Source organism: Bradyrhizobium genomosp. III (assembly GCF_000261705.1).
In the GTDB taxonomy this organism is placed as follows: Bacteria; Pseudomonadota; Alphaproteobacteria; order Rhizobiales; family Xanthobacteraceae; genus Bradyrhizobium; species Bradyrhizobium ottawaense.
Genome location: NZ_AJQF01000351.1, coordinates 1 through 20,442, shown reverse-complemented (window position 1 = coordinate 20,442; position 20,442 = coordinate 1). Strand labels below are relative to the sequence as shown.

The window sequence follows — 20,442 nt, the reverse complement described above, 5'->3', positions numbered from 1 at the left end:
GTCCCTTCGCAGACAAGTCCCTTCTCAGACAAGGCCTTTGCCGGCGTCCGAACCCTTGGCCGCCTGCCGCTTGTTGAGCATGTGGATGGTGCCGAGCGCAAGCGTGATCACCGTGAACGAGACAGCCGAGATCACTGTGCCGAGCGCATAGATGTCGGGATTCGTCACCGTGGTGGTCAGGCCCTGCAGATCGAGCGGCAGCGTATTCACCGCCCCGATCGCCTGGCTGGAGCGGGCGAGTTCGTCCCAGGATAGCGTGAAGCCGAACAGGCCGATGCCAATTACGGAAGGCAGGATGATCGGCAGCACGACATGGCGGAACGTCTGCCACGGCGTCGCCCCGAGATCGCGCGCGGCTTCCTCGAGGCGGGGATCGAAGCGGTTGAAGATCGCGAACATGATCAGAAGGCCGAACGGCAACGTCCACGTCAGGTGTGCGCCGAGACCCGATGTGAGCAGGCCCATCGAGGTCTCGAAATTCTCGTTCCAATGCGCCTTGATCAGATCGTCGATGATGCGAAATTCAAGGGAGATGCCGAGCGAGGTGATGATCGAAGGCACGATCAGGCTGGCGATCGCCGAATAGAACAGAATGCTCTGCGCCCTGAACTTCCTGCGGAAGGCCATGCCGGCGGCGACCGACAGCACGACGGTGACGATCATCACGATGATGCCGAGCAATAGCGAGCGGCGGAAGGCCGCGCCGAGATCGACGATGCCGGTGCCCTGGAACAATTTTGCGATCCAGAAGGTCGACACGCCATTCATCGGGAAGGTGAGGCCGCCCTGCGGCCCCTGGAACGACAGCACGTAGATCGCGATCATCGGGCCGTAGAGGAACAGCACATAGGCCGCGAAGAAGATCGCGAGGATGTAGAAAGAGCGCGGGCGTCCTTCCTTCATGCTCAGAGCTCCTTCTTGATGTCGACGATGCGCGACATCATGGTGATGATCAGGAAGGTGATCGCGAGCAGGATCACGGCGTTGGCCGCAGCGGCCGGGAATTGCAGCGCGTTGACCCGCGTCTCGATGATCTTGCCGGCAGCTGCGATCTGCTGGCCGCCCATCACGCCGATGGTGATGAAGTCGCCCATCACGATGGTGATGACGAAGATCGAGCCGATGACGATGCCCGGCTTTGCCAGCGGGATGATGACGTTGACCAGCGTCTGGAATCCGGTCGCGCCGGCGTCATAGGCGGCCTCGATCAGCGACTTGTCGATGCGGATCATCGAATTGAAGATCGGCACCACCATGAAGAAGGTGAAGAGGTGCACCAGCGCCAGCACCACCGAGAATTCGGAGAACAGCAGCCATTCCAGCGGGTGGTTGATCAGGCCGGTCTTGACGAGGCCCGAATTGACGAGGCCGTTGCGCCCGAGCAGCGGGATCCAGGCGATCATGCGGATCACGTTGGAGGTCCAGAACGGGATCGTGCAGAGCAGCGACAATCCCATCTGCCAGGTCTTGGACTTGACGTGGAAGGCGAGGAAATAGGCGACCCAGAAGCCGATGAACAGCGTGATCGCCCAGACCAGGAAGCAGAGCTTCAGCGTCTTCACATAAGTCTTGCCGATCGTGCAGAGATCGGGCAGCTGCGCGATGCAGCCTTCGAACGTGTCGGTGTAACCGCGGCCGGAGAACGCCGGCAGCAACTGGTATTCGTTGTAGTCCCAGAACGAGACGATGACGACGAAGACCAGCGGAATGAGAAAGAAGGCGAGAAACACCAGCATCATCGGCCCGGCCTGGAGCCAGGAGATGAAGGACGGCGACAACCGCGCGGCCTTTGCGGCGCGCGCGGTGTCGGGTCCCCGGGCGAGGTCCGGGGATGCCTGTTGCAGGATGTCCTCTGACGTGTCCATCAAATCACGCTGCGATGAACTCGTTCCACTTGCGGACCATGTAGTCGTTCTCGTCCATCACCGCGTTCCAGCAGGCGACGCCGCCCATGCGGTCCTCATAGGAGCCGCCGTCACGCACGGCGCCCGCCTTTTCGAGCAGCGAGCCGTCGGGTGCCTTGATGTCCTTCTCGGCCGGCTTGCCTTCCATCCAGTACGCCCACTCGTAGGGCTCCATATGCGCCTTCGCGGTGGAGAGCACGGCGGAGTAGTAGCCCTGGCGATTGAGATAGGCGCCGGCATAGCCTGACAGAAACCAGTTCACGAACTCATAGGCCCATTCGAGCTTCGCGCCCGAGACGCCCTTGGAGACGCAGAAGCCCGAGGCCCAGGAGCGATAGCCTTCCTTCAGCGGCTGGAAGGTGCAGGCAATGCCCATCGAGCGGACCTTGGTGACTGCCGGCGACCACATCGACTGGATCACGGTTTCCCCTGATGCCATCAGGTTGACGCTCTCGTTGAAGTCTTTCCAGAACGCGCGGAACTGGCCCGCCTTCTTGGCCTCGGTCATCACCTTCATGGTGAGATCGATCTCTTCCTTGGTCATGTTGCCCTTGTCGGCATATTTGTACTTGCCGGTGGCTTCCACGACCATCGCGGCGTCCATGATGCCGATCGAGGGGATGTTGAGGATCGAGGCCTTGCCCTTGAATTCGGGGTTGAGCAGCTCGGACCAGGAGCTGATCGGACGCTTGATCAGATCGGGGCGGATGCCCAGCGTGTCGGCGTTGTAGACCGTTGGAATCAGCGTGACGAATTCAGTCGCCGACGTCGCGAACTTCTTGGAGTCCTTGCCTTCGAGATAGAGGACCTTCCAGGGCGCGGTGCCCTGGCCGCCGATCTTCTTGCCACCGGGCGTCTCGCCCTTGGTGAAGACAGGCGTGATGTTGTCGAACTGTTTGATCTTCCTGGCGTCGAGCGCAAGGATGTTGCCCGACGGCACGATCTTCTTCAGCGAGAAATATTCGGTGTCCAGCACGTCGAAGGAGTTCGGCTGGGTCATCACGCGCTTGGTGACGTCGTCGGTGGTCGCGGTGATGTATTCGATCTTGATGCCGGTGTCTTTCAGGCACTGCTTGGAGATGTCGTCGCCCTCGTTCACGGCGGTGCCGAGATAGCGCAGCACCTTGGTCTCGGCCGACTTCACATAGGGAAAGCCGGTGATGGCGCCGGAGCCGGCGGCAAGGCCGGCCAGACTGGCGGTGCCCTTGAGCAGCGTGCGGCGGCTGACGCCCTTTGTCCTGGTGGTCTCGCTCATGTCAGTCACTCCTCTGTTGCGCATTCCAGTGATCGATCGGCGCTATTGCAGGCGTTGCGCCTTGGCGGGATCCCAGGTGGCCAGCACGCGATCGCCCGGACGGAACGGGTGGACGTCGAAAGTGGCTTCGGGAACGTGGGAGAACAGGGCGGTGCCGTCGTCGAGCGTCAGCGAGACGGCGATGTAGGAGCCCTGGTACTCGGTCTGGGTCAGCCGCGCCGGTGCGCCGAACACGCCGTCAGCGAACGGCGCGATGCCGAGCTGATCGGCGCGCACGGCGATCAGCTTGCCGGCGTCGCTGAGCACGTTGTGGCCGCCGATGAAGCGCGCCACGAATTCGGTGCGGGGATGGTGGAAGATGTCGCGCGCGGTGCCCTGCTGCTCGATCCGGCCGTGGTTCATCACCACGATGTGGTCGGCGAGCGCCATCGCCTCTTCCTGGCCGTGGGTGACCTGGATGAAGCTGATGCCGAGCTCGCGCTGCAGCCGCTTCAATTCACCGCGCATCTTCACCCGCAGGAACGGATCGAGCGCGGAGAGCGGTTCGTCGAGCAGGAGGATCTGCGGCTCGGTGATCAGCGCGCGGGCGAGTGCGACTCGCTGCTGCTGGCCGCCGGAGAGCTGTGCCGGGAGACGGCCCGCATATTGGCTCATCGCGACCAGCTCGAGCAGTTCGCCGGCGCGCTTGTGCCGCGTCGGCTTGTCGACGCCGCGCATCTTCAGGGCGAAGGCGACATTGTCGATCACGCTGAGATGCGGAAACAGCGCGTAGGACTGGAACATCATCGCGGTGCCGCGCTCGGCCGGCGGCAGGTCGGTGACGTTCTGCGCGCCGAGGATGATGTCGCCCCCGCTGACCGCCTCGTGGCCCGCGATCATCCGCAGGGTCGAGGTCTTGCCGCAGCCGGACGGGCCGAGCAGGCAGCAATAGGTGCCGGCCGGGATCTTCAAATTGACGGTGTCGACCGCCAGCGTCGTGTCGTAGCGCTTGGTGACGGCGACCAGTTCGAGAGCGGCGGGAGTGGCCATGGCGTGTCCGGGGAGGGGCGGTGCTTCCGGCCTCTCTCCGCAAGGTCCGTGCCAACCAGCTTCGGTCCGCCGATTTCTCAAAACTGTGCAGCGGAGTCAGATCGTTAGATCGAATCCGGTGCATCCGGGCTGCCCGCCGCCTGCACGGTCATTTGCACACAAAATAGGCGAAGATTGTATAAAGTTTCGCCTGTGATTGGATACAGGTCGTCGACTAACATTCAAAAGCGAACGTCGTCGACCGAGCCCTCAAGCCCAACTCTCGAACCAATGGCCGCCAAGACCCGCCCCAAATCCGACGCGCCAGACGCGAACGATCGCGTCAGCCGCATCCGGGAGGGCGTGACCGCCGCGATCCTCGAGCATCGCCTGCTGCCGGGCACGAAGCTCGGCGAGGACGAGATCGGCGAGATCTACGGCGCGAGCCGCACCCTGGTCCGCACCGCGCTGCAGCAACTTGCGCATGAGGGCATCGTCAACATCGAGAAGAACCGCGGCGCGTTCGTCGCGCGCCCCACGCCCGCCGATGCCCGCGAGGTGTTCGAGGCGCGGCGCCTGATCGAGCCCACCATCGTCGATCATGCCATCGACGCGATGTCGCCGGCCTGGCTCGATCGTCTCCAGCAACATCTCACCGAGGAGCGCGAGGCCGAGCTGCGCGGCGACGCGCGCGCCTCGGTTCGGCTTTCCGGTGAGTTTCACAAGCTTGTCGCCGAGATGAGCGGCCACAGCATCTATCTCGGCTTCCTCAAGGAGCTGATCGCGCGCTCCTCGCTCATCATCCTGCTGTACCGCCGCCACGACACGCCCGCTTGCGGCACCGATCATCACGCCGGCATCGTCGCCGCGATCCGCAAGCGCGACAAGCAGGCTGCGCGCGCGCAGATGCTCTCGCATCTGACCGAGATCGAGGACGAGCTGTTCCTCAAGGACCCCGCCGCCGACGAGCTGCGGCTCGCGGACGTGCTGGGCGTCTGATCCGCATCGATCGCAAGCGCCGGGAATCGCCGCCGAGAGCTGCGATCCCGCGTCAGTGGCTGAGTTCGCGTTCTGCGGCGAGCTGCCCGTCGGGGGTGATCTCGTAGTCGCCGCCTCGCTTTGTCATCCATCCTGACCTGACCATCTCCCGTGCAAGCTGCACCGAGCAGATGGGATGGTTACCTCCCGGGTAATACAGCCTGTCATTTCGGACGAGCAAGTGACCGTACAGTTGGGCATGACGTAATGCCCTGCGCATCCCGGGTGATGGATCTTTCATGCCGGTTCAAGCGCGAGCGCGACGAAGGTTCCTAATCAGCGCCGGGACTTTCGATGGCGTTTGCGCTGCGCAGGGTGGGCAGGAACCCACATTCTGCCGCATCGTTGTTCTTTTCGAAGGAGCAGCGTCATGAACGTACGGGACGAGTACACGCGATCGCTCTGGATGGATGTTTCGGTCGCGGATGCCCCCGCGCTGTCGCGCACCGTGGCCGTGGACGTCGTTATCATCGGCTCTGGAATAGCCGGGCTGTCCGTGGCTTATGAACTGGCCTGCCATGGACGCTCCGTCGCGGTGCTCGATCGCGGCGGCATTGGTAGCGGGATGACGGCGCGCACCACGGCGCATCTAGCGACGGCGCTCGACGATGGCTACGGCGAATTGGTCAGGGTCCGCGGCCCAGATTGTGCGCGGCACTATTATCAGAGCGTCGAAGCCGCAATCGCCCGCGCCGAGGCCATTCAGCGCGATGAGCACATCGATTGTGATTTTCGGCGTGTCGACGGCTACTGGGTGCAGGCGCCCGAAACGCCCGCATCCGAGCTGGATACAGAATTGGATTGCTGTCGCAAGCTCGGGATTCCCGTCGAAAATTGCGCCGAGCCGACCGTATTCCATTCTGGAGGTCTGGTGCGCTCGTTGCGCTTTGCCCGCCAGGCGCGCCTGCACCCGACCAGATATCTTGCCGGACTGGCCGGCGCACTTCAGCGCCGCGGGGCGCAGCTCTACGCCGACACCTGCGTTGAAAGCATCCGTCAAGCGCGTGGCGACATGATCGTGACGACCGGCTCGGGCTACGAGGTCCGCGCCGCCGACGTGGTCGTCGCGACGAACTCGCCGGTCAATGTGCAGGTCGCGATCCATACCAAGCAGGCGCCTTACCGCACTTATGCGCTCGCCGCCAAAATCCCGGCCGGCGCGCTCAAGGATGCGCTGTATTGGGACACGCTCGATCCCTATCACTATGTCAGGCTTCAGCCGCTCTCTGCGGAGGAGGATCTCGTCATCATCGGCGGCGAAGATCACAAATCCGGTGAAGCGGACGACGGCGCACAGCGCCTTGCCGCGCTCGAGCGCTGGGCGCGCGAGCGATTGCCGGCGCTGCGCGGGGTCACTCACCGATGGTCAGGTCAGGTGCTGGAGCCGAGCGATTTCGTCGGCTTCATTGGCCGCAGCCCCGGCGAGGAGCATCTCTTCATCGTCAGTGGTGACTCCGGACAGGGCATCACGAACGGGCTGGTGGCGGGCATGCTGATTGCAGATCTCGTCATGACCGGGGCGAGCCCGTGGGAGGAAGTCTACGCCCCGGCACGCAAGATTCAGAAAAACATCGGCGAGTTCATCAGCGAGAACATCACGCCGCTGAAGAATTTCGCGGAGTATCTGACGGCGAGCGAGATCGCGGGCGTCGAACGTCTGCGCCCCGGGGAGGGGCGCCTCGTCCGGAGCGGCCTGAAGAAGATCGCGGCGTGCCGGGACCGGAACGGACATTTGCATCTGCATTCGGCAAGCTGCACCCATCTCGGCTGCGTCGTGCACTGGAATGCGCTCGAGCAATGTTGGGATTGCCCGTGTCACGGCTCGCAATTCGCTCCTGATGGCACCGCGCTGAACGGCCCTGCGGTGTCTCCGCTCGGCGACATCGACAAACCCGCCAATCTTGAAGCCGCAGAGTGAGGCGTGCAGTCCTTGCGGACGCGCTGGGCGCGGTCCCTGATTTCGCACACGGCAATATCTGTTTGATTCAAATTGGAGCCGATCGCGGCGACCTCTCATCAATGTAGATGGCAGGACTGCATATTTGCCGCTGTGGTGGCCAGTTGACGGAGGCCAGACGTCGGCGTCAACTGGCGCCGAGACGTTGCGTGCCTGCCATCACCCCTCGCGTAGCCCTGCACCTCAGCGGAGGCCGGCCATGTCGGGTTTGAGGATGCCGGCCAGAGTGTCCGGAATCGCCACGCTGCTTGCGGCCGTTGCAATGATCCTCGGCAGCGCCTCCTCGGCGAAGGCCCAGCAGGACTCCGTCGTCCTGTTTCGCAACGTCCGGATATTCGACGGCAAGAGCGCCGCGCTGTCAGCCGCGTCCAACGTCCTCGTCAGAAATGGGAAGATCGAGAAGATTTCGACCGCGGACATCGCGGCCGCCGGTCAGGTGGTCGACGGCGGCGGCCGTGTCCTGATGCCGGGACTGATCGATGCGCATTGGCACGCGATGCTGGTGCGCCCGACGCCGATGGCCGTGCTCGCGGGCGATGTCGGCTACAACAACCTGCTCGCCGCCAGCGAGGCGACGGCCACGCTGATGCGCGGCTTCACCACCGTGCGCGACATGGGCGGGCCGAGCTTCGGCCTCAAGCAGGCCATCGACGAGGACCTGGTCGCCGGCCCGCGCATCTATCCCTCCGGCGCCATGATCACCATCACCAGCGGGCACGGCGACTTCCGCCAGCTCTCCGATCTGCCGCGAACGATCGGCGGCATGCTGAGCCGCATGGAGCGGATCGGCGGCAGCATGGTGGCCGACAGTCCGGATGAGGTGCGTGTGCGTGCGCGCGAGCAGCTCATGCAGGGGGCCTCGCAGGTCAAGCTCACCGCAGGCGGCGGCGTTGCATCGCCCTTCAGTCCGCTCGACGTCTCCACCTTCACCGAGCCCGAGCTGCGCGCGGCGGTCGAAGCCGCCGACAATTGGGGCACCTATGTTGCTACGCACGCCTATACGCCGGTCGCGATCCAGCGCTCGGTCGCAGCCGGCGTCAGATGCATCGAGCATGGTCATCTCATGGACGAGGCGAGCGCCAAGCTGATTGCGGAGAAGGGGATCTGGTTGAGCACGCAACCGTTCCTGGATATCTCCGGTGCCGCCGCGCTCGGCCCCGCCGAGCAGGACAAGATGAAACAGGTGGTTGCCGGAACCGACCGCGTCTATGCGCTCGCGAAGAAGTACGGCATCAAGACCGCGTGGGGCACCGACGTCCTGTTCTCGCAGGCGCTGGCGGATCGACAGGGCGCCATGCTGGCCGCACTCACGCGCTGGTACACATCGGCCGAAGCGTTGGCGATGGCGACGTCGGCCAATGCCGAATTGCTGAGCCTGTCGGGTCCGCGAAATCCCTATCCGGGCAAGCTCGGCGTGGTCGAGGAGGGCGCGTTCGCCGATCTCCTGCTGGTCGACGGCAATCCGCTCGACAACATCAAGCTCGTCGAAGATCCCGCGAAGAATTTTGTGGTGATCATGAAGGGCGGCAAGGTCTACAAGAACATCCTCGTACGCTGACAAGCGCGCGCGTCGATCACGTCTTGCGTGCCTGCCAGACATAGGTGGCGGGATCGCTCCTAGGGGCGATCGTCCGCAACCGGCCTGTTGCGCCGCGAACCGGCCGCGATCTCCGGAACCGCGGCAGGCCGCCCAGGGCTTGTCACAATTGCAGGCCTGTCATCGGGGGCATGGCTTCTCAGCGTCTCCAGAACCAGAAAGAATTTCTCGGCTAGCATGAGTCAAACTCGCTGGCGCGTTCATTTCGGTTTCGAGAGCAGCGAATTTCGCTCGTCGAATCGATCATTTGCTGCGCTCAGGGCAGTTTAGCTTCTATTGGCACGCCGGATTGTGACAAGCGTTGCCGGATTCCTGCGTCTGGCACGTCGTGTCGATGATCACGCACTGCTGCATAACGTGACTATTCCTCGCGGGCCGCTCCCGCTATATGCTGTCGCTCTGTCATTGAACTGTCATGTCACCGTAAATGCTGAAATCAGACGCAACCCCGGCTCGCAAAACCCCGAGTGCGCCGGACGGGAATCCTGTCCCGAAGGACAACAACAGGACGCAAGTCGTCGCCGGCTTCCTCAGGCAGATTGAACCGGCCGAGCCCGGCGCGGAACCTGCGATCGTCGAGGGCGCTGTGAGTGATCAGACGCCATCGCAAGATGCCCCGCCTGCTCCGGAACCAACTCGGTCGAGCCTTGCCGCGCACCCCGGCGAGATCGAGCTCAAGCTGCTCGTCGATGCCGATCGCATGGCGCATTTCAACGCCGCGCCGGTCATTGCGGCGAATGCGCGCAACAAGGGCTCGCGAAAACACCTCAAATCCGTCTACTATGATACGCCCGATCGGATGCTTCGGCGCAACGGCCTGAGCCTGCGCGTTCGCCAGAGCGGCGCGCGCTTCGTGCAGACCGTGAAGACCGACGTGGCGGACGATCCGCTGCGCCGCGGCGAGTGGGAGGCGAGCGTGGCCTCGCTTGCGCCCGATCTCGCTCTGGCGATGCCGTTCATTCCAGAGAAGCTTCGCAGCCATCTCGAAGCGCAGCCGCTCGAAGCTATCTTCACCGCCGATGTCCATCGCCACGCGCGGATGATCGACCTGCCGTCCGGCACGGTCGAGATCGCCTTCGACCAGGGCGTGCTCACGGCGAGTGATCGATCGCTGCCGGTAAGCGAGATCGAGCTGGAGCTCAAGAGCGGCAGCGCGAGCACGATCTACGAGGTCGCGTTGCGGCTTGCGGAGCACGGCGCGGTGAAGCCGTCCATCCGCAGCAAGTCGGCGCGCGGCTTCGACCTTGCCGCAGGCGTGCCGCCCTCGGCACGACGCCCGCGAAAACTTCGCCTCGATCCGTCGGTGACGCTCGACGAAGCCTTCGCGACGATCCTGCGCTCCTGCTTCCTTCATCTGCTTCAGTCGCTGCCGGCGGCCGAGGATGGGCGCAATCCGGAAGGCGTGCATCAGCTGCGTGTCTCGCTGCGCCGGATTCGATCGGCGCTCGACCTGATGCGCTCGGTCGGCGCGCTCAGCAATCTCGACGCATTGAGGTCGGAAGCGCGCTGGCTGGCGCAAGACCTGTCCGCCGCACGCGACTGGGATGTGTTCCAGCTCGAGACCCTGCCGACGATCGCGAAGGCTTGCCCTTCAATCGCCGGCTTCGATGCGCTCGGCCGGGCTGCGGCCGAGCGCCAGTCCGACGCCTATCGCAAGGCGCATCAGGCGCTCGACGATCGCCGCTGCGCCATGTTCCTGATCGGCCTCGGCAACTGGATCGAGACACGGGGCTGGCGCAACGACGTCGCCGCCGAAGATCTCGGCCGGCTCGCCGACCCCGCCGTCAACTTCGCCCAGCGCATTCTGTCGGAGCAATACGCCAAGGTGCTCAAGCGCGGCCGCCGCTTCAAGTCGCTCACGATGGACGAGCTGCACCGGGTGCGGCTCGCGACCAAACGGCTGCGTTATCTCAGCGAGTTCCTGTTGCCGCTGTTTTCCGATCGCAAGTCCGCGAGGAAATTTGCCCGCAGGCTGGCCGGTTTGCAGGAGGAGCTCGGCGCCTACAACGACATGGCGGTCACGGCTTCGCTGCTCGACGGGCTCGGAGCCGATCCCGACAGCGCCATCGCCGGCGCTGCGATCGCCGGCTGGCAGGCGCGTGCATCGATCGGCATCAAGCCGGCCTTGCAAGGCACCTGGCGCGATTTCACCGCCGCGCGCGTGCCTTGGTCCTCACAGGACTGATCACGCATCCCCCCAAAAGTTGCGGCCAGCCATTGGGGGATGGCTGGCCGCGCGCGAACCGGTCTGGGACGGGGAGGGGTGGGGATGTGACCGGGCCGCGTAACTCCTTGTCTCGTTCTCAATCTCTGGCGCTGGCGGTGGAGACCGCCGGCTTGGTATCGCCGAGCGAAACCCAGACGTTGGGATCGCTCTGCGACTGGCGCTTGACGAAGCGGTAACCGGTCTCCGTCCAGGCAACGACGTTCTCGTTCTGATTGTCGAGAACGAACTCGCCCTTGTCGGTCTTCACCGTCAGCACCGCGTGTCCTTCGCCCTTCTTGTCGCGCACGACGGTGATCAGCAGGGCCTGGCGCGGCCATCCGGCATCGATCAGCATCTTGCGCTTCAACAACACGTAGTCTTCGCAGTCGCCGTAACCGTCGGTCGGCAGCGACCATTTCTCGATCACGCCCCAGTGCTCCTGGTCGGTCAAAGGCTTGACGGTCTCGTTGACCCAGCGATTGACCTTGACGAGGTCACGCCATGCGGCCTGCGACATCACGATGTCGCGCGGCTGTGCCGGCGTGCCCTGGCACTGGGCGGTATTGTCCGCGCAGAACTCGACCCAGCCGATCGGCGCACGCGTGGTGTCACCGAGGCTTGCGTAAAGCAGACGGCTCTCGCCGGCCTGCGCTGCCGCGCTGATCCCGAAGAGCATGGCAGCCAGCGCCAGCCCTTTCCCCTGTCCCTTGAAGTCAAACATTGCGGCCCCCGTTTCTTGTTGGGACCACATTTCGCACGGAGCTTTTGAGTTGCCGCTAAGTCAACCAAGTCAAGTCGAGACGAATACAAGTAAAAGGCGCGGCGAATTCGATCTATACTTGAATCTAATTCTCATAAAATTTGAAACAACTGCAATTGATTCAAATTTTATCGATTAACGCGGAAACGCTGGCGGAACGGCCGTTTCCACTCCAAACGGGCCGCGCGTTAACCGGCGCGAGGTCGGCCATCACGCATGAAAAAGGCGGCGTCCGCATTGCGGAGGCCGCCTTCAGGGCTGAAAATACAGGGGTTTTGGCGTCCTTGCGCTTTACCGCGCGGTAACGCTCTCTTCGAGTGTCTCGATCGGCTGCGCGTGGACGAACTCCAGCGCGAAGCCGTCTTCGAGGTTTCGGACCACGCGGCCCTGGACCCGGCCGAGCATGACCGTCGATTTCAGCGGCGGCCGGTTCTCCGCGGCAATGGCGGCACCGGACAAGGAAAGGTCGATGATGCGGCAGGTCATCTTGGTGCCGTCCTCGAGCGTCAGCACCGCGATCGGGTTGCGCGGCACGATACGGTCGTGGCGGCGGTCCTCCGGCAGATTGAGGATGTCGCGGTTGGCGAGCCAGGTCAGCTGCGCCGCCAGCTTGTCGCGCTTTCGGGGCGTCGCCCCGATCGTCATGGCGAAGCCATTGTCGATGATGCGGGTGATCTTGCCCTCGACGCGACCGATATGGTCGAGATAGGCGACGACGCGGTCGCCGACATTGCCGATGCCGGGGGCGAGCAGCGCCAGGCCGCCCGGCGACATGTTGATCACCTGGCAGGGGAATTCGCGGCGGTCCGGCAGCATGTAGCGGCCGAGCAGGTGCACCTTCACCCGCTGGAAACGCCGACGCTCTTCGGCGGCAGGAAGAAATTTTTTGTTCGCCAACGCCATTTTCAACACCCGACCCCCCGCCCGGGCGGAGTCCGGGACGACCCTAAGGTGCATAGGGTTAATGCCGCGTTAGGATCGGGCGCGGCGGCAACGGACAGACACAATGCGTTCGGAAAGCCACACCCGGAGGGGTGCTCACGCCGGCCTCGTCGCCCGCCGCTGCAGCAGGAGCAGCAGCGCCAGCAGCACCGCGGCGGACAGCCCGAGCGACCAGTGAATGCCGATCGCCGCGCCAAACAGCCCGACGGTGATGCCGCTGAACGCCCGCATCCCGAGCCCCGCCATATTATAAAGACCGACGACGCGGCCGCGAATGTCGTGCGGGGCATTCACCTGCACCAGGGCCTGCGCCATGGTATTGAACGATAGCTCGAAGAAGCCGGCGCAGAACAGCAGCACGATCGCAACCGGATAGATCCGCACCGTGGCGAAGCCGAGCAGCGCCGCGCTCCAGAGCATCGCCAGCATGATCGCGGTGCGCGGCGTGCCCTTGAGCCGTCCCCAGGATTCCAGCGCGATAGCGGCGAGCACCGCGCCGGCCGCATCCGCCGCGAGCAGCACGCTGTAGGAGACGCCGGGATCGCCATGACCGAGATCGCCGGCATAGCCCGGCATCTGGGCGTGGTAGGCATTGCCGATCATGAAGGAGGTGAGGCCGGCAAGCCAGGTCATCGACGTCAGGGTCGGCTGGGTGCCGATGGCGCGGATGGTCAGCACGATGTCGGCAATGCCGCGCACGGCAAAGCGCCGCACCGCCACGCTGTTGTCGCGCACAGGCGCCCAGAACAGCCAGAGCAGCATCGGCAGATAGAACAGCGTGTTGAAGATGATGCCGTGCGAGGTGCCGAGCGTCAGCATGATGATTCCGCCGACGGCAGGCCCGACCAGGATGCCGAGATAGCGCGCCATCGCGTTCAGCCGCACCGCGCTCGGCAGGTCGGCGGGGCCGACGAGGTCGTAGAGCAGCAGTTGGTTCGGCGTCTGCCACAGCACGCCGGCGCAGCCGTGGATCACCAGCAGCAGCATCGCGTGCCACATCTGGATCGTGTCGGTGATGAAGAAGAAACCCCATCCGCTCGATGCCACGATGAACAGCAGCATGCCGCACTGGATGATGCGGCGCGGATCGAACCGGTCGGCAAGCCCGCCGACGGCGACCGAGAACAGCAGGAACGGCAGCCAGTGCGACAGCACGGCAAAACCCGCCAGCGCCGGCGAATGGAATTTCTGGAACACCACCCAATAGCTGATCACATGCTCGATGTTGTCGGCCATCATCGCCAGCACATAGGCGGTGAACTGCAGCCGGTACGGCACCGACTTCATCGCCGCGAACGAGCCGGACGCAGCGACGGGATTTTGGGGGAGGGGGTTCAAGGGGGCACCTGGGTGGGGTTCAATTCGTCCCTACACGGTCGCAGGTATGCGCTCAAGACTTGGACGCTCACGAAGATCAGCCATGCACTGTCGCAGCACACTCAATCATCATCCCTGCGCAACCGCGAAGCGGTTGTCGCTGGAGGTGCGCGCTCTTGCGCGCCTCGAAGGATGAGCCGCAAGCTCCCGGAGCCATCCTTCGAGGCTCCCCGCGGGGCGCTACGCGCCGCAGGTCTCGCACCTCAGGATGACGGCTGAGGTTGTAGCAGCCCCGTAGCCCGCATGAGCGCAGCGATATCCGGGGCCGCTGATCCCGCATGTCGCTTCCGCCTTCGCTCTCCGAGCTACGGCGGACAAGTCGCTCATGAGGGCCACGAATTCCTGCATCTTGGCACGCGCGTACATCTCACATACGCTTCGCCTCAGCCCGCGCCAATCAATCATAACAGACGGGCATCGAGGAAATAGCCATGGAATCCATTCGCGTCTGCACCCATGCAGGGCCGGGCTCAGAGCCCGTCATCCGCACCGTGCCGTGGCCGAAGGTCGGCCGCAAGGCCGCGCTGATCAAGGTCGGCGCCTGCGGGGTCTGCGGCACTGATCTGCATATCCTCAAGGGACATTGGCCGAAGCCGCTGCCCTGGCCGTTCACGCTCGGCCACGAGCTCGGCGGTGTCATCGTCGAATGCGGCGAGGAGTTCACCGAGGACTTCATGAGCAAGCCGCTCAAGGTCGGATCAAAAGTGATGATCCCGCCGCTGATGCCCTGCGGCCATTGCTATTACTGCATCCATTATCCGCAGACCGCGAACAAATGCCTGACGCCGGTCTATTACGGCCGTTATCTCGGCTTCGACAAGGCGCCGCACATGTGGGGCGGCTGGGCCGAATATGTCTATGTCGATCTCGAGATGCTGCCGGGCACCAAGATCTACAAATTGCCCGACGACATGTCGCTGCGCCTCGGTGCTCTCTCCGAGCCGTTGACCTCCTGCATCCGCGCCTTCAACCGCGCCAGCCGCGCCGGTGGTTTTTCCTGGGGCGACACGGTGGTGATCCAGGGATCGGGCCCGATCGGCATTCTGGCGGTCGCGGCTGCGAAGGAGATGGGGGCAGGGCGCGTGATCTGCGTCGGTGCGCCCGAGGAGCCGCGGCTCAAGCTGGCGCGCGAGTTCGGCGCGGAGGCGACCGTCAACATCGAGGAGATCAGATCGCCGCAGGAGCGCATCGCGCGTGTGCGCGAGATCGTCGGCGGCTTCGGGGCTGATCTGGTGATGGACTGCTCGGGGCACCCCATCGCCGGCCCCGAAGGCATCGAGATGCTGCGCGACGGCGGCACCTATGTCGAGATGGGCCAGTTCACCGATGCCGGCTCGATCGACACCTCGTGGCACCGCATCTGCACCAAGGACCTCAACGTGCTCGGGTCCTGGGGCTTCACCGGCAATGACCTGCCGCTCGGCGTCGACATGCTCTATCGCACGGCGGGCAAATATCCCTGGCTGAAGATGCAGACGATCTATCCGTTCACGGAGGAAGGCGTCGCGCAGGCGGTGAAGGACGCCATGGCGATGAAGACGGTGAAGTCGACCATCGTGCCGTGGCCCGAATTGGTGGAATAGAAGATGCCGTCGATCCCGCACGATCTCGCGGCGTTCCTGGTCGAGGCCAAGCGGCGCACCTATGCCGGCCTCGACGACGACGCGACGGTGGCCGCGCCGCTGCTCGCCGGCTCAAAACAGCTCGAGCATCGCGCGCCGCCTTACGCTTATCGCGATATCTATTTCGGGATGGGATTTTTCGTCGGGCAGGAGACCGTCTCCCGGGACGACCGCGTCATCTGGTCGATGAGTTACAGCGGTGGCGCCCGTGCCGAGATCACGGACCGGGACACTTTCCTCGCGATCTACAAATTCCTGCGTCACGCGCTGCTGGCTGTGAGCGTCGAGCAGCCATACCGCGGACCGCGCCGGTTCGAACAGGCGGGGATGCTCTACCGCAACGAGGTCGAAGGCGCGCTCGATCGTTTTCATGGGGTCGAGACGATTGCGCGGCAGGATGGCACGCAGTTGTATGAGCTGCGCTTCAGTGGCGGCTTGCTGCGATAGACGATCCCGTAGCCCGGACGAGCGAAGCGACATCCGGGGACACCGGCCCTGCTTTCCGTTTTGCTCCATGCGGGCAACGAGACGGAATTACGGAATGAAGGACGCGATGACAAACGAACAGACACCCGACCGAACCCCACGCGCCTCCTCCCCCTTCAACGCCATCCGCGCGATCGACTACACCGTCATCTTCGTGCGCGACATGGCGGCGATGCGCCGCTTCTATGAGAACATCCTCGCCTTTCCCCTGCTGCGCGAGCTGTCGCCGAACTGGATCGAGTTTGGCTTGGGCAGCAACACGCTGGCGCTGGCGCGACCGAGCCGAACCGCCGCCGATGCGCCGACGCCGCCGGGCAGTGCTTCGCTGCAGCTGGCGTTCAAGGTCTCCGCGGCCGAGGTCGATGCATGCGCCGACGAACTCGTTCGGCAGGGTGTCGCGCTGGTGTCGCCGCCGACCAACCAGTCGTTCGGGCATCGCACGCTGTTCTTCCGCGACCCCGACGGCAATCTTCTGGAGATCTATGCCGAGATTTAGCGGTTACCGTCCCGTCGCCCGAAAAGTTCCACCGGAAATCCCCGACTTATTCACGCCGCGGTGAAACTTAGGTCCAGGTTGCGGCTTTCAGTTCCCAGGAGAGCGATCGTGAAGCGAATCCTGAAACCCGTCACTTACGTGCTAGCTGCCATCTACTTCGTGGTGGATGCTGTCTTCATGGCCGTGGCGCGGCCAATAGCGCGCTGGGTCGGACGGCATTTCGAATTCAGGCGTTTGCGCGCCTGGATCAGATCGCTGTCGCCTTATGCGTCGCTCGCTCTGTTCTCCGTGCCCGTCATCGTTCTGGAGCCGGTCAAGCCGGTCGCTGCTTATCTCACCGCAACCGGTCAGTTCCTGAGCGGCGCGGTAACGTTCATTGCCGGCGAATTGCTCAAGCTGGTGCTGGTCGAGCGCTTGTTTCATCTCACACGCGACAAGCTGATGCGAATTCGCGCCTTTGCCTGGGCTTACGGAAAATACGCCGGGGCGAAGGCGTGGCTGCAGGCGACCGAAGCCTGGCGCGCCATCCGGGCGCTGGCCCGTGCGGTCAAGGACGCTGTTGCGCGTGTGAGAGCCAGGCTGGTCGGCGGCTTCAGCGGACTGGCGGCCTCCAGGGATTAGACCGCGCAGGCGCGCTGCGCGCTATGCGAGCTTGCGCTTTGCTGCGGTTGCCTTGTCCCCGGTGTTTGGTGTGCCGGTCGGCTCGATGAGCAGGAGATGAACCTCCTCGCGCGCCACTGGACGATGCTCGACGCCTTTGGGCACGACGTAGAGTTCGCCCGGACCAAGCGTTACTGTGCGATCCCGCAACTCGATGTCCAGATTGCCTTTCAGGACCAGAAAGAAATCATCGGTGTCCTCGTGCTTGTGCCAGGTGAACTCGCCCTTCACCTTCACCACCATCACGTCGCAATCGTTGAAGGTCGTGACCGTGCGCGGCGACCAATGATCCTCAAAGGTCGCGAGCTTGTCGGCCAGCGATATGCTACCTGTCATGTTTTCTCCGTTGCTCTCTCGTGAGGCACGATTTGGGATCGCGGGGCGGGTGCGACAAGACCGTCCTCGTTGACCGGTCGATCTTGCCGTACCGATGCGGTCCGAGATCTTGCCACAGCCTGCTATTTGACGCATCCGGTCAACATGGCCTGCGCCCATTCGGGGCGGTTGTTGGCCAGCGCGCGCGCCGATGCGACGTCCCAATCATATTCGAGGGCCAGCAGCTCGACCTGCCAGCCCCTCTTTTTTTTCGTGAGGATCGCATAGCGGGCGTGAGGCGAGCGGTGCTCCAGGTTTGCGGCATACGGAATGTCCGCGAAGACGGGGCAACCAACGCTTCCCGGATTGAGAACCAGGCAGTCGCCCGGTCCCTGAACCGCGGCCTGGCGGTGGCTATGGCCACACAGCACCACGCGCGCCGTCGGCTCGCTTGCGAGGCGCGTCGCCAGCACCTCGCGGCGTGCCGGCACAAAGCGGCCGTCGTCGAGCGATTCTTCCAGCAGGCACGCCGTATCGTTGTCGGGCGTGCCGTGGCAGGCGAGGATCCCGTCGTCGAGACGAATTTGCGAGGGCAGGCCATGGAGCGCGCGTCGTTGCTCCGCAGTCAATGCGCGACGCGCAAACAGGCCTGCCGGCGAGAGCTTGTCGTCCGGAAACTCCTCGATCCAGCGGTCATGGTTTCCGCGCACGGTCGGCAACGCCAGCGATTGCAGGGCCTCGAAAGTCTCTTTCGGCCACAAAGGGCTGGTGACGCAGTCGCCGAGGTTCACGGTGCGATCGACGCCGCGCGCCTTGATGTCGGCCAGCACGGCCTCCAACGCAGCAAGATTGCCGTGGATGTCGGAAATGACTGCCAATCGCATCGTTGCGCTCCCCCTCTAACTCGGTTCGATCTCGGCCCATTTGCCTTGCCGCCGGACCCCGTTGCGCCGATGTTAATCAAGGTGGCCGCAAAAATCCGCTGCAACCTCTGAGGCGCGGCTCTTTTCGCGAAGCCATGCATCATTGGCATGGTGATTTCCGAACTCTTGGCGTAAAGAGCACCCAGATCAAATCCAGCGTGCGGCCGGGCCGTTTGCCGCGCACGCGAGCTCAGGCCCCTCGGCTCACCGTTTGCGCGCCTGAATTAACCAAGGTTCTCCATCCCGTGTCTTTTCCGGCCCTGACCCCGCCGCTCGCCCGCGCTTTGGCCGAGCGGAACTATGATTCACCGACCCCCGTTCAGCTCGCCGTGCTCGCGGACGAAGCCGCCGGCCGCGACCTCCTGGTTTCGGCCCAGACCGGCTCCGGCAAGACCCTCGCTTATGGCCTCGCCATGGCCAAGGATCTGCTCGGCGATGCCGAGCGGTTCGAGCGGGCGGCCGCTCCGCTCGCCCTGATCGTGGCGCCGACCCGCGAGCTCGCGATGCAGGTTCAGCGCGAACTCGCCTGGATCTACCAGCATGCGGAGACGCGCGTCGTCTCCTGCGTCGGCGGCATGGATCCGCGCCGCGAGCAGCGCGAGCTTGCCGCGGGCGCTCACATCGTCGTCGGTACGCCCGGCCGGCTGTGCGATCATTTGCGCCGCGGCCGTCTCGACATCTCGGAATTGAAAGCGGTCGTCCTCGACGAGGCCGACGAGATGCTCAATCTCGGCTTTCGCGAGGACATGGAGTTCATCCTCGAGACCACGCCGGAGACGCGCCGCACCCTGCTGTTCTCGGCGACCTTTCCGCGCGGCATCGTCGCGCTCGCCAAGCAATATCAGCGGCAGGCGTTCCGGATCGAAGTCGCCGGCGACGAAGGCGGTCATGCCGATATCGAGTACCGCGCCATCCGGATCGCACCCGCCGATGCCGAGCATGCGGTCGTCAACGTGCTGCGCTTCTACGAGGCGCCGAGCGCGCTGGTGTTTTGCAGCACGCGCGATCACGTCAGGCATTTGCAGGCGGCGCTCCTGGAGCGCGGATTTTCCGTCGTCGCTCTGTCGGGTGAATTGACGCAGAACGAACGGACCATGGCGTTGCAGTCGCTGCGTGACGGCCGCGCGCGCGTTTGCGTCGCCACCGACGTTGCCGCCCGCGGTATCGACCTGCCGAGCCTCGACCTCGTCATTCATGCCGACCTGCCCAATGACGCCGAGGTGATGCAGCACCGCTCGGGCCGAACCGGGCGCGCCGGACGCAAGGGGACCAGCGTCCTGCTGGTGCCGCCCGCCCGCCGGCGTCGCGCAGAGCTGCTGCTCAATCTCGCAGGTGTCGATGCCGACTGGGGCACGGCGCCGCAGGCGGACGAAATCCGCAAGCTCGACCATGAGCGCATGAAGGACGTGCTGTTCACCGAGGAGACGACGGCGGACGATCTGGTGCTCGCCCAGGCGCTGCTGGCCGAGCGGTCGGCCGAGGATATCGCAGCTGCCTTGGCGCGGCTTTATCGCGCGCGGCTGCCGTCGCCCGAGGACATCCTCGATCCCGGCGAGCGCAGCGGCCGGCCGCGCGATGATCGCGGTCGGGACAATGTTCGCACGCCGCGCGACGATGGCCGCACCTCACGCGGCGACGATCGCCCTGCGGGGCCGCGATCGAAATCAGGCAAATCCTCGCCGCGTCACGGCATGGGAGAGGCCAGCGTCTGGTTCCGCGCCAACATCGGACGACGCAAGAATGCGGAAGCGCGTTGGCTGCTGCCGATGATCTGCCGTCGCGGCGGCATCGACAAGGGCGATATCGGCGCCATCAAGATCATGGACACCACGACCGAGTTCGAGATTTCCGAGCGGGTCGCGGAGTCTTTCGCGGTCAAGATCAAGCGTCCGGACA

18 protein-coding genes are annotated in these 20,442 nt (G+C 64.3%); 9 read left to right on the top strand and 9 right to left on the bottom strand.

Features of this window, described 5'->3' with window-relative positions; genetic code table 11:
• Positions 1-24: 24 nt before the first annotated feature.
• Genes IC66_RS0128175 through IC66_RS0128160 form a run of 4 tightly spaced genes read right to left on the bottom strand, consistent with a single transcriptional unit; the run spans position 25 to position 4,188 of the window.
• Positions 25-903: an ABC transporter permease gene (locus tag IC66_RS0128175; RefSeq protein WP_038949910.1), complete on the bottom strand. Its 879-nt coding sequence runs from the start codon at positions 901-903 to the stop codon at positions 25-27.
• Positions 904-905: 2 nt separating this feature from the next.
• Positions 906-1,865 carry an ABC transporter permease gene (locus tag IC66_RS0128170; protein WP_038949909.1) on the bottom strand — a complete coding sequence of 320 codons (960 nt, stop codon included), beginning with the start codon at positions 1,863-1,865 and terminating at the stop codon, positions 906-908.
• Positions 1,866-1,869: 4 nt separating this feature from the next.
• Positions 1,870-3,159, bottom strand: a complete 1,290-nt coding sequence (locus IC66_RS0128165; protein WP_026202682.1) for an ABC transporter substrate-binding protein — start codon at positions 3,157-3,159, stop codon at positions 1,870-1,872.
• Positions 3,160-3,201: 42 nt separating this feature from the next.
• The gene (locus IC66_RS0128160) at positions 3,202-4,188 is read right to left on the bottom strand and encodes an ABC transporter ATP-binding protein (RefSeq protein ID WP_038949908.1); all 987 of its coding nucleotides are present in this window, start codon (positions 4,186-4,188) and stop codon (positions 3,202-3,204) included.
• Between the two features lie 270 nt (positions 4,189-4,458).
• Between IC66_RS0128160 and IC66_RS0128155 the strand changes: the two genes are divergently transcribed.
• The 4 genes from IC66_RS0128155 (at position 4,459) to IC66_RS0128140 (ending at position 10,944) form a co-directional block, all read left to right on the top strand.
• Positions 4,459-5,166 (top strand): GntR family transcriptional regulator, encoded by a 708-nt coding sequence (locus IC66_RS0128155; protein ID WP_038949907.1) that lies wholly within the window; start codon positions 4,459-4,461, stop codon positions 5,164-5,166.
• Positions 5,167-5,575: 409 nt separating this feature from the next.
• A complete protein-coding gene (locus tag IC66_RS0128150; protein ID WP_028141144.1) occupies positions 5,576-7,123 on the top strand; it encodes an FAD-dependent oxidoreductase in 1,548 nt (515 codons plus the stop codon).
• A 301-nt stretch (positions 7,124-7,424) separates the two neighbouring features.
• Positions 7,425-8,720 (top strand): metal-dependent hydrolase family protein, encoded by a 1,296-nt coding sequence (locus IC66_RS0128145; RefSeq protein ID WP_244429183.1) that lies wholly within the window; start codon positions 7,425-7,427, stop codon positions 8,718-8,720.
• 466 nt (positions 8,721-9,186) lie between these two features.
• Positions 9,187-10,944, top strand: coding sequence for a CYTH and CHAD domain-containing protein (locus IC66_RS0128140; protein ID WP_038949905.1), 1,758 nt, complete (start codon positions 9,187-9,189; stop codon positions 10,942-10,944).
• Positions 10,945-11,062: 118 nt separating this feature from the next.
• On the opposite strand, the gene IC66_RS0128135 is transcribed toward IC66_RS0128140, so the two are convergent.
• From IC66_RS0128135 to IC66_RS0128120, 3 genes are all read right to left on the bottom strand, one after another.
• Positions 11,063-11,686, bottom strand: a complete 624-nt coding sequence (locus IC66_RS0128135) for a transglutaminase-like cysteine peptidase (protein WP_028141141.1) — start codon at positions 11,684-11,686, stop codon at positions 11,063-11,065.
• Between the two features lie 330 nt (positions 11,687-12,016).
• Complete coding sequence (locus IC66_RS0128125; protein ID WP_026202686.1) at positions 12,017-12,628, bottom strand: PilZ domain-containing protein; 612 nt, start codon at positions 12,626-12,628, stop codon at positions 12,017-12,019.
• Positions 12,629-12,763: 135 nt separating this feature from the next.
• Positions 12,764-14,005 (bottom strand): MFS transporter, encoded by a 1,242-nt coding sequence (locus IC66_RS0128120; RefSeq protein WP_038949904.1) that lies wholly within the window; start codon positions 14,003-14,005, stop codon positions 12,764-12,766.
• Between the two features lie 470 nt (positions 14,006-14,475).
• On the opposite strand from IC66_RS0128120, the gene IC66_RS0128110 reads away from it, so the two are divergent.
• The 4 genes from IC66_RS0128110 to IC66_RS0128095 all read left to right on the top strand — a co-directional run bounded on the left by IC66_RS0128110 (position 14,476) and on the right by IC66_RS0128095 (position 17,269).
• Positions 14,476-15,627 (top strand): zinc-binding dehydrogenase, encoded by a 1,152-nt coding sequence (locus IC66_RS0128110; protein WP_038949902.1) that lies wholly within the window; start codon positions 14,476-14,478, stop codon positions 15,625-15,627.
• A gap of 3 nt (positions 15,628-15,630) precedes the next feature.
• The gene (locus IC66_RS0128105) at positions 15,631-16,113 is read left to right on the top strand and encodes a DUF5680 domain-containing protein (protein ID WP_028141136.1); all 483 of its coding nucleotides are present in this window, start codon (positions 15,631-15,633) and stop codon (positions 16,111-16,113) included.
• 106 nt (positions 16,114-16,219) lie between these two features.
• Positions 16,220-16,648, top strand: a complete 429-nt coding sequence (locus IC66_RS0128100) for a VOC family protein (RefSeq protein ID WP_038949901.1) — start codon at positions 16,220-16,222, stop codon at positions 16,646-16,648.
• Positions 16,649-16,756: 108 nt separating this feature from the next.
• Complete coding sequence (locus tag IC66_RS0128095) at positions 16,757-17,269, top strand: hypothetical protein (protein ID WP_038949900.1); 513 nt, start codon at positions 16,757-16,759, stop codon at positions 17,267-17,269.
• A 21-nt stretch (positions 17,270-17,290) separates the two neighbouring features.
• Here IC66_RS0128095 and IC66_RS0128090 read toward each other — a convergent pair whose 3' ends face one another.
• Both IC66_RS0128090 and IC66_RS0128085 read right to left on the bottom strand, forming a co-directional pair.
• Complete coding sequence (locus tag IC66_RS0128090; protein WP_038949899.1) at positions 17,291-17,644, bottom strand: cupin domain-containing protein; 354 nt, start codon at positions 17,642-17,644, stop codon at positions 17,291-17,293.
• Between the two features lie 122 nt (positions 17,645-17,766).
• Entirely contained in the window at positions 17,767-18,507 is a 741-nt protein-coding gene (locus tag IC66_RS0128085) for a metallophosphoesterase family protein (RefSeq protein ID WP_038949898.1), read from the bottom strand.
• A 284-nt stretch (positions 18,508-18,791) separates the two neighbouring features.
• Between IC66_RS0128085 and IC66_RS0128080 the strand changes: the two genes are divergently transcribed.
• On the top strand, positions 18,792-20,442 hold a 1,651-nt coding region (locus tag IC66_RS0128080; RefSeq protein WP_049806659.1), incomplete at its 3' end, for a DEAD/DEAH box helicase.

Bases quoted from the DNA above. Each gene is read 5' to 3' on its own strand.
- IC66_RS0128145 (WP_244429183.1), top strand. From the start codon at position 7,425: ATGATCCTCGGCAGCGCCTCCTCGGCGAAGGCCCAGCAGGACTCCGTC.
- IC66_RS0128140 (WP_038949905.1), top strand. From the start codon at position 9,187: ATGCTGAAATCAGACGCAACCCCGGCTCGCAAAACCCCGAGTGCGCCG.
- IC66_RS0128155 (WP_038949907.1), top strand. From the start codon at position 4,459: ATGGCCGCCAAGACCCGCCCCAAATCCGACGCGCCAGACGCGAACGAT.
- IC66_RS0128090 (WP_038949899.1), bottom strand. From the start codon at position 17,644: ATGACAGGTAGCATATCGCTGGCCGACAAGCTCGCGACCTTTGAGGAT.
- IC66_RS0128105 (WP_028141136.1), top strand. From the start codon at position 15,631: ATGCCGTCGATCCCGCACGATCTCGCGGCGTTCCTGGTCGAGGCCAAG.
- IC66_RS0128085 (WP_038949898.1), bottom strand. From the start codon at position 18,507: ATGCGATTGGCAGTCATTTCCGACATCCACGGCAATCTTGCTGCGTTG.
- IC66_RS0128170 (WP_038949909.1), bottom strand. From the start codon at position 1,865: ATGGACACGTCAGAGGACATCCTGCAACAGGCATCCCCGGACCTCGCC.
- IC66_RS0128125 (WP_026202686.1), bottom strand. From the start codon at position 12,628: ATGGCGTTGGCGAACAAAAAATTTCTTCCTGCCGCCGAAGAGCGTCGG.
- IC66_RS0128160 (WP_038949908.1), bottom strand. From the start codon at position 4,188: ATGGCCACTCCCGCCGCTCTCGAACTGGTCGCCGTCACCAAGCGCTAC.
- IC66_RS0128110 (WP_038949902.1), top strand. From the start codon at position 14,476: ATGGAATCCATTCGCGTCTGCACCCATGCAGGGCCGGGCTCAGAGCCC.
- IC66_RS0128165 (WP_026202682.1), bottom strand. From the start codon at position 3,159: ATGAGCGAGACCACCAGGACAAAGGGCGTCAGCCGCCGCACGCTGCTC.
- IC66_RS0128135 (WP_028141141.1), bottom strand. From the start codon at position 11,686: ATGTTTGACTTCAAGGGACAGGGGAAAGGGCTGGCGCTGGCTGCCATG.
- IC66_RS0128150 (WP_028141144.1), top strand. From the start codon at position 5,576: ATGAACGTACGGGACGAGTACACGCGATCGCTCTGGATGGATGTTTCG.
- IC66_RS0128100 (WP_038949901.1), top strand. From the start codon at position 16,220: ATGACAAACGAACAGACACCCGACCGAACCCCACGCGCCTCCTCCCCC.
- IC66_RS0128175 (WP_038949910.1), bottom strand. From the start codon at position 903: ATGAAGGAAGGACGCCCGCGCTCTTTCTACATCCTCGCGATCTTCTTC.